The sequence below is a fragment of the Akkermansia sp. genome, assembly GCF_020860705.1.
Classification (GTDB): Bacteria; Verrucomicrobiota; Verrucomicrobiia; order Verrucomicrobiales; family Akkermansiaceae; genus Akkermansia.
On sequence record NZ_JAJBTT010000018.1, the window covers coordinates 33,811 to 41,376 of the forward strand.

At 56.9% G+C, this 7,566-nt stretch carries 9 protein-coding genes; 7 read left to right on the forward strand and 2 right to left on the reverse strand.

Going from position 1 to position 7,566, the window contains the following annotated elements; translation table 11 throughout:
* Positions 1-84 precede the first annotated feature (84 nt).
* Positions 85-561, forward strand: coding sequence for a GNAT family N-acetyltransferase (locus LIO64_RS03415; protein WP_290548048.1), 477 nt, complete (start codon positions 85-87; stop codon positions 559-561).
* Positions 562-639: 78 nt separating this feature from the next.
* On the opposite strand, the gene LIO64_RS03420 is transcribed toward LIO64_RS03415, so the two are convergent.
* Together LIO64_RS03420 and LIO64_RS03425 are read right to left on the reverse strand one after the other, a co-directional pair.
* On the reverse strand, positions 640-1,221 hold the full coding sequence (locus tag LIO64_RS03420; RefSeq protein WP_290548049.1) for a SagB/ThcOx family dehydrogenase: 582 nt from the start codon (positions 1,219-1,221) through the stop codon (positions 640-642).
* 50 nt (positions 1,222-1,271) lie between these two features.
* Complete coding sequence (locus tag LIO64_RS03425) at positions 1,272-1,406, reverse strand: hypothetical protein (protein ID WP_290548050.1); 135 nt, start codon at positions 1,404-1,406, stop codon at positions 1,272-1,274.
* A gap of 117 nt (positions 1,407-1,523) precedes the next feature.
* On the opposite strand from LIO64_RS03425, the gene LIO64_RS03430 reads away from it, so the two are divergent.
* The 6 genes from LIO64_RS03430 to LIO64_RS03455 form a co-directional block, all read left to right on the forward strand.
* Positions 1,524-3,212 carry a 30S ribosomal protein S1 gene (locus tag LIO64_RS03430; protein WP_102712389.1) on the forward strand — a complete coding sequence of 563 codons (1,689 nt, stop codon included), beginning with the start codon at positions 1,524-1,526 and terminating at the stop codon, positions 3,210-3,212.
* Positions 3,213-3,348: 136 nt separating this feature from the next.
* Positions 3,349-3,750, forward strand: coding sequence for a metal-dependent transcriptional regulator (locus LIO64_RS03435; RefSeq protein ID WP_290548051.1), 402 nt, complete (start codon positions 3,349-3,351; stop codon positions 3,748-3,750).
* 399 nt (positions 3,751-4,149) lie between these two features.
* Positions 4,150-5,269, forward strand: a protein-coding gene (prfB, locus tag LIO64_RS03440; protein ID WP_290548052.1) for a peptide chain release factor 2 whose coding sequence is annotated in 2 segments (ribosomal slippage) — positions 4,150-4,233 and positions 4,235-5,269 — 1,119 coding nt in all. Because the reading frame shifts where the segments join, the coding sequence is not laid out codon by codon here.
* A 16-nt stretch (positions 5,270-5,285) separates the two neighbouring features.
* A complete protein-coding gene (gene trmD, locus LIO64_RS03445; RefSeq protein WP_290548053.1) occupies positions 5,286-6,005 on the forward strand; it encodes a tRNA (guanosine(37)-N1)-methyltransferase TrmD in 720 nt (239 codons plus the stop codon).
* A 122-nt stretch (positions 6,006-6,127) separates the two neighbouring features.
* Positions 6,128-6,283, forward strand: coding sequence for a small basic protein (locus LIO64_RS03450; RefSeq protein WP_012419301.1), 156 nt, complete (start codon positions 6,128-6,130; stop codon positions 6,281-6,283).
* 207 nt (positions 6,284-6,490) lie between these two features.
* Positions 6,491-7,566 (forward strand): pseudouridine synthase (locus LIO64_RS03455; protein WP_290548054.1); only part of this gene is annotated, 1,076 nt, incomplete at its 3' end.

Genomic DNA, 7,566 nt, shown 5'->3' on the forward strand with positions numbered 1-7,566 from the left:
GCGGCGAAGTCTAAGGGTGAAAGGATGGTTTGTCCAGTTTTTTTTATTCGCCGCAGCACTTAGTTGTGGTACGTTGCCGGGGTGATGATGGATATGCTGGTACGGCTGTATGATTTGCCGGATATTGAAGAAGAACTGCGGAAGCTGGGAAAGGAAGGCATTGTAATCCGGCGTCCGGGGGCCTATGAACGCCATCTGGTGGCTGACTGGGTAGAGCGCCATTTTTCTCCCAAATGGGTAAGTGAAACAAAGACGGCATTCAGCCGCCAGCCCATTTCCTGTTATATTGCCACGCGGGAAAAGAAGATTCTCGGCTTTGCCTGCTATGACGTAACGGCCCGCGGTTTTCTGGGGCCCATGGGAGTGGCGGAAGAGGCACGCAAAAGCGGCGTGGGTACCGTGCTGCTGGTCTCCGCCCTGCGCGGTCTGCGGGAGCTGGGGCATGCATACGGTATTATCGGAGGCGTGGGCCCGGCCGATTTTTATGCCCGCACCGTTGGAGCGACGCCCATTGAAGGGAGTTCCCCCGGCATTTACGTGGATATTCTGCCGGAACCCTGATCCCGTCTGTTGCGGAATTCCCGCCCGGTTCCGGATGGCCCCTTTTCCGGACCATCCGGAGGATGGAACCGGGAGTGGTTATTTTTTATACCCTACCGGATGGCAGAGCATGGGCGTTTGGGGGGAGGCCAGTTTCAGGGCTTTTGCCAGGGCATCCTTGTTCATGCTGGCCCGTGGGTAGGTGGCCAGTCCCGTCCCGGAGCAGAACAGGGAGATGTTCTGGGAGACGATGCCGGCATCCATGGCTGCCCAGGGTTCCGCCGTGTCCGTTACAAGAATCAGGCATACGGGAGCGTCCGCCGGGCGGGCGTCTCCGTCGCTTACGGGAACCATGGTGTGGTTCTTATGGTCGTAGAGGTAGGAGGCGTCCTTGGTGCATACGTAGATTTTAACGTCCTGGCGGTTCATGGCGGAAGGAGCGGTCCGTTTGCCGGATTCCGGCCGGTTGACGCCGTTGGCGGCCCAAAGCAGGTCCGAAAGGTCTTTCTGGGAGAGCATTTTTTCAGAAAAGCTCCGGATGGACTGGCGGTCGGACAGGGCTTTCATGACGGGAGCTCCCCTCTCCAGGTCCGGCTGGTCCAGTTTGACCGCGTCCGCGGCATGGAGGAGGGCTGTTCCGGATAGTCCGGCGGCAATCAGGGATAGGATGATTTTTTTCATGGTTTTGCAACAGGGATGGTTGATGAATGCGGGTATTCCGCCTTTTCCCATTAACCGGAATTTAGCATGGAAGGGGAGAGCCACAAGGTTTTTGTGCGCTCGTTTTTGCCGCCGTTCGGCAGGGCTCCGCAGGTCCTGGGAAATAACGGGAAGAGTTTTTCAAGAAAAGCCTTGAGTTTTTGCATGAAACTGGTATTGAAGGCAACCGATTTTTCGCCCGGCGGGGGAAGGCGCCCCGATTGCCCGCCGGCCAATAAGGGGCCATGAGAAAAATCGGCAATACTAACTCATCAACCATTTAAATGAGCACAACTGAACTGGCGGAACTTATTGACAGCAAGTTCCGCGAATTGCGTGAAGGTTCCATCGTTACCGGAACCATCCAGGAAATCCGTCCCCAAGTCGTTTTGGTGGACATCGGCTACAAGTCCGAAGGCGCTATTTCCATTTCCGAGTTTGAAGACGAGGAAATCGAAGTGGGGGACCAGATCGAGGTCCTTCTGGAACGCCTCGAAAACGACGAAGGCATCGTCGTCCTTTCCAAGGAAAAGGCCGCCCATAAGCAGAACTGGGATAAGATCGTGGGCGTGTACCGCGATGGCGGCCTGGTCAAGGGTAAAGTGAAGAGCGTCGTCAAGGGTGGCCTCATGGTCAACGTTGGCGTGGAAGCCTTCCTTCCCGGTTCCCAGGTGGACATCATTCCTCCGCGCGACCTGAACGAATACGTAGGCAAGGTTTACGAGTTCAAGATCGTCAAGGTGAATGACGACCGCAAGAACATCGTCCTTTCCCGCCGCGAAGTGATTGAAGCCGAACGCGCCGACCAGCGCCAGCGCTTCCTTGAAACCGTCAAGGAAGGCGACAAGGTGGAAGGCCTCGTGAAGAACATCACGGACTTCGGCGCTTTTGTCGACCTCCGCGGCATGGACGGCCTGCTTCATATCACGGATATGAGCTGGGGCCGCGTGAACCACCCGAGCGAAATGCTCCACATCGGCCAGTCCCTGGAAGTCGTGATTCTGGAAGTGGACCGCGAAAAGGAACGCGTTTCCCTGGGCCTGAAGCAGATGACGGACAATCCCTGGGCGGACATCGAACGCAAGTATCCGATCAATTCCCATGTCAAGGGCCGCGTAACCAAGCTCCTGCCTTACGGCGCCTTCGTGGAACTGGAAAAGGGCGTGGAAGGCCTGGTGCACGTTTCCGAACTGTCCTGGGTCAAGAGAATCACCCGTCCGAGCGACGTGCTGAAGCTGGACCAGGAAATCGAAGCCGTGGTGCTTTCCATTTCCGTGAAGGAACAGAAGATCTCCCTCGGCGTTCGCCAGCTGGAAGACAATCCCTGGGCGGATATCGAATCCCGCTTCCCGATCGGCACCGTTATCAAGGGCCAGGTCCGCAACCTTACTCCCTACGGCGCTTTTGTGGGCCTGGAAGAAGGCATCGACGGCATGATCCACGTGTCCGACATGAGCTGGACCCGCAAGATCAACCACCCCTCCGAAGTCCTCAAGAAGGGCGACGAAGTGGAAGCCATTGTTCTGGAAATCAAGAAGGAAGACCAGCGCGTCTCCCTTGGCATCAAGCAGCTTGAGTCCGATCCGTGGGAATCCATCAACGACCGCTTCAAGGTGGGTGACATGGTGACTGGCCAGGTGGCCAAGATCGCCAGCTTCGGAGCCTTCGTGAACCTGAACGGCGATATCGACGGCCTGATCCACATTTCCCAGCTGAGCGAAGACCACGTGGAACGCGTGAAGGACGTGATCAAGGTGGGTGATGAAATCACTGCCCGCGTGATCAAGGTGGACAGCATCGAACGCCGTATCGGCCTTTCCATCAAGGCCGTTAATTACGACACCGAACAGCTCCGCCGTGAAACCGCCTCCTTTGAAGCTCTCCGCCCGAGCAGCGACATGGTGGGTCTGGAACACGCCTTCAACCTGGCTACCCGTGAAAATGAGGAATGGAGCCCTTCTGAAGAGAAGTAAGCTTGAATCCGTAGTTCACTGATTGATTTAGCCGCCGCGAATGTCTTCATTCGCGGCGGTTTTTTTTATCATTCCAAATAAGGTGGAAAAAATCTTGAGTTAGTCTCAACTAATGGGTTAACTGTTCCTTTACACCATGTTGGAGCTGACCAAGAGCAATGAGGATTATCTGGAAGCCATCGGACTGCTTTCTGAAAAAAGCGGGATGGCCCAGGTGCGGGATATTGCAGAGATGCTTAAGGTAAAGATGCCTTCCGTCACGTCCGCCGTCAAGCAGCTGGCGGACATGGGCCTGGTGGAATATACACAGTACGCTCCCGTCAAGCTGACTCCCCAGGGCCGCAGAATCGCCGGGAAAATCATCGTCAGCCACGGCATTTTGTTTGATTTCCTGCGGGAGGAACTTGCCCTTCCGGAAGAACGCGCCAATGAGGTTGCCTGCCAGATTGAGCATATCATGACTTTTGAGGAGATTGAAAAGCTCAAGTCCTGCCGAATCCGCCCTTTTGAAGGTGAAGGGAACAGCTCTGCCAAGTAAGTTTTAGTTCCGTGAGCTCCGGTGGAGGAGGGATTCGGATGAAGCCTCTGCTGTGCTTCGGATGCTGGTTATGTATGAAGGCCAGGAGGCCTTCATTCCCAGGTTCCGGGATTTGTTCAGGCCGTGGTGCATGTCTTTTCTTCTGTGCCTTCTGATGGCCGCGCTGCCGGGAACAAGAGTCTCCATTCCCAGCTCCCCGTGAATTTTGTTCAAGTCGCGGGATATTTCCTTTCTCGTGCGTCTTCTGATGGCCGCGCGACTGGGAACAAGGGCCTCCCGGCCCTTGCAAGAACCTTGCAGAACATCTCCATGAGAAATTTTCTCCATGAAAAACGAATGACCTGGAGAATCGGCATTTTGCCCTTTTCCGTTTAGTTGATTCGTGATAGGTTCCCGCGCATGGATCCCCATATCGCTGCAGATCTCTCGGCGCTCGACACGGCTGTTTTGCACAGCCGTCTTTCCGAGCTCGGGAGCTATCTTTGACCTGGACGGCATTCAACAACGAGTGGCCGAGTTGGACGAACGCATGAGCGCTCCGGATTTCTGGGATGACCAGAATGCCGCGCGGGCGCTGATGGCGGAAGTGAACCCCTTAAAACACAGGATGGAAGCGTTTTCCGCGTTGAAATCCCGCCTGGAGGATATTGACGCCACCATTGAACTGGCCCAGGAGGCGGATGACGACGACCTGGGGCGCGAGGCGGTGGAGGAGTTTGCCAAGTGGCAGAAGTCCTTGGCGGATTTTGAGCTTCTGACTTTGTTGAACAGCCCGCAGGACCAGGCTTCCTGTTATGTGACCATTCACGCCGGGGCCGGCGGCACGGAAGCCTGCGACTGGGCGTCCATGCTGCTGCGCATGTATATCCGCTGGTGCGAACGCCGCGGCTTTTCCGTGACTTATCTGGAAAGCACGGACGGGGATGACGCCGGTATCCGTTCCGTGACCGTGAAGGTGGACGGAGAGTACGCCTACGGTTATTTGAAGAATGAGCGCGGCATCCACCGCCTGGTGCGCATTTCCCCCTTTGATTCCGCCGGGAAGAGGCATACTTCCTTCGCCTCCCTGGACGCTACGCCGGAAGTTTCCGATTCCATCAATATCGAGATTCTGGACAAGGACTTGAAGGTGGATACCTACCGTTCCGGCGGCAAGGGCGGCCAGAATGTGAACAAGGTGGAAACGGCCGTGCGCATCACGCACATCCCCTCCGGGGTGATCGTGGCCTGCCAGAATGAACGCAGCCAGCTCCGCAACAAGGAGGAGGCCATGAACATGCTGCGCGCCAAGCTGTACCAGATTGAAGAAGACAAGAAGCAGGCTGAAGCGGACCGCCAGTACAGTGAGAAGGGGGACATCGGCTGGGGCAACCAGATCCGTTCCTATGTCTTCCAGCCTTACCAGATGGTGAAGGATTTGCGCACGGGCGTGGAGTCCGGCAATATTCAGGACGTGATGGACGGCAACCTGGACCCCTTTATTGAGGCCATGTTGCGCGGCCACAAGCGCGAACGTTGATGTTTCCCTTCCTCGTATGGCCGCTGAGCTGGTTATTGACGTCTTGTCCCTGTTCCCGGAGATGGTGGAAGCCCCCCTGGGCGGCAGCATCCTGGGAAAGGCCCGTGAAAAAGGCCTGGTGGAGGTGCACTGCCATAACATCCGTGACTGGACGGTGGACAAGCACCGCAAGACGGACGACTATCTCTGCGGAGGCGGCCAGGGCATGCTGCTGAAGCCGGAGCCCATTTTTGCTGCCGTGGAGGAACTCCGCAGGCCGGAAACGCGCGTGGTGCTGATGACGCCGCAGGGCCGCACTTTCAACCAGTCCCTGGCCGGGGAATTGGCCGCCTCCGGTGGCCATCTCATTATCCTCTGCGGGCATTATGAGGGGGTGGACCACCGCGTGGTGGAGGAACTGGTGGATGTGGAGCTATCCATCGGGGATTACATCCTGACGAACGGAGCCATTGCCGCCGTGGTCGTCATTGACGCCGTGGCCCGCCTGATTCCCGGCGTGCTGGGGGATGAACGCTCTTCCGTGGAGGAGTCTTTTTCCAACGGCCTGCTGGAGGCTCCCGCCTACACCAAGCCGAACGTGTTCCGCGGACTGGCCGTCCCGGACATTCTGCTGGGGGGCAACCATCCAGCCATTGAAAAGTGGAAGCATGAGAAGGCGCTGGAGCGTACGCGCCTGAACCGGCCGGATTTATGGCGGGAGTGGCTGAGAACACATCCGGAGGACGCCGCGGAATGAGATATTTGACCGCTCTGTCAAATTTCTCTTGCCAAGACCGGGGCCTTCCGTTATAAAACCCCGCCTGCCACCGCAAGGGTGGTGTAAAGCACCTTTCTGAACCTTTTACAAAACACAAGATCATGTCCAAGCATTCCAGCCTCAAAGCAACCGGTACCGTAGGTGGCAAGCGTTCCGTCCTGAAGCGTTTTGAACGCGTCAAGCTTCTCAAGGAACGCGGCGAATGGAAGAAGGGCCAAAGCCCCCTCGGCCTGCCGAAGACCAAGCATGAAGCTTAAGCCTGCTATGATACCCTCCGGAAAGTTTCCCGGCGGAGTTATGCACGGCAAGTCATTTTCCTAATACAGGAAGCCTCTCGGATGTCTATGAACCGAGAGGCTTTTTTCTTCCGGCAAAAGAAGGCTTTCCCTCTTCTGGGGACGCATCAATCGCCGTAATACAAACAATAAAAAACCATCCGCTGAGATAGCGGACATTATACCAATATGAGTGAAGAACAACATGGCTCCGAAGAAAACGGAGGTATCCGCATTAATAAATTCCTTGCATCCTGCGGCATTGATTCCCGCAGGGTAGCTGACAGGCTGATTGCGGAAGGACGTGTGGAAGTGAACGGGAAGGTTATTGATACGCCCGGAATGAGGGTGACGGACAAGGATTTCGTGAAGGTGGACGGCCGCCACATGACCCCCATGGAGGAGGTCGTGGTGCTGTTGAACAAGCCCCGCGGGTACGTATGCAGCCGTGAAGCCCAGGGGGCTATAGGCACGGTTTACGACCTGCTGCCGCCGCGCCTGCGCCATTTGAATTACGTGGGACGGCTGGATGCCGATTCCGAAGGCCTCCTGATCATGACGAACAAGGGGGAACTGACCCAGACTCTTTCCCACCCCACCGGCGGCATTGAGAAGGAATACTGGGTGACGGTGGATCAGAATTTTGACAATTCCGTGCTGATGCAGTTCCTGCGCGGAGTCCGCATTCCGGAAGGCAATGCCAAGGCCAAGTACGTCTGCCGGGCTTCCGCCCGCCGCGCCTGCATTGTCCTGGAGCAGGGGCTGAAGCGCCAGGTGCGCCAGATGTTCCAGTGCCTGGGTCTCCGGGTCCGCAAGCTGGTGCGCGTGCGCATCGGTTCTCTTTGGGGGGGCGACCTGGAACCCGGAAGCTGGAAATTCATGGACGAGGCGGAGGTAGCCCTGCTGCTGAAGAATCCTCCCCGCCAGCGCAAGTACCTGGGTGCTTCCCAGCTCGTTACGGGAACTGCCGCCAAGGGTGAACAGGGAGGGAAGGATGCTGATTCCGATGAAGGTTATGTATTTAACCCGGACGATTTTGAGGCTGGAGATTCTTATGAACCTTCTCCTGAAATGAAGACCCGCTTTGCGGATACGGAGGATGAGGATGAAATAGGAGAGGGAGAAGTCCAGCAGGATGATTCCGGATTCCGCTCCCGCGAACGCCGGGGAGATTTTAATCGCCGGGATAATGGTTTCCGTGGACGCCGCGAAGGCGGCTTTGGCGGGGACCGCCGCGAAGGAGGCTTCCAGCGCCGCGAAGGCGG

Coding starts and splice junctions, on each gene's coding strand:
- LIO64_RS03425 (WP_290548050.1), bottom strand. CDS start 1,406: ATGCAAAAACTCAAGGCTTTTCTTGAAAAACTCTTCCCGTTATTTCCC.
- LIO64_RS03450 (WP_012419301.1), top strand. CDS start 6,128: ATGTCCAAGCATTCCAGCCTCAAAGCAACCGGTACCGTAGGTGGCAAG.
- LIO64_RS03435 (WP_290548051.1), top strand. CDS start 3,349: ATGTTGGAGCTGACCAAGAGCAATGAGGATTATCTGGAAGCCATCGGA.
- LIO64_RS03420 (WP_290548049.1), bottom strand. CDS start 1,221: ATGAAAAAAATCATCCTATCCCTGATTGCCGCCGGACTATCCGGAACA.
- LIO64_RS03430 (WP_102712389.1), top strand. CDS start 1,524: ATGAGCACAACTGAACTGGCGGAACTTATTGACAGCAAGTTCCGCGAA.
- trmD (WP_290548053.1), top strand. CDS start 5,286: ATGGCCGCTGAGCTGGTTATTGACGTCTTGTCCCTGTTCCCGGAGATG.
- LIO64_RS03415 (WP_290548048.1), top strand. CDS start 85: ATGATGGATATGCTGGTACGGCTGTATGATTTGCCGGATATTGAAGAA.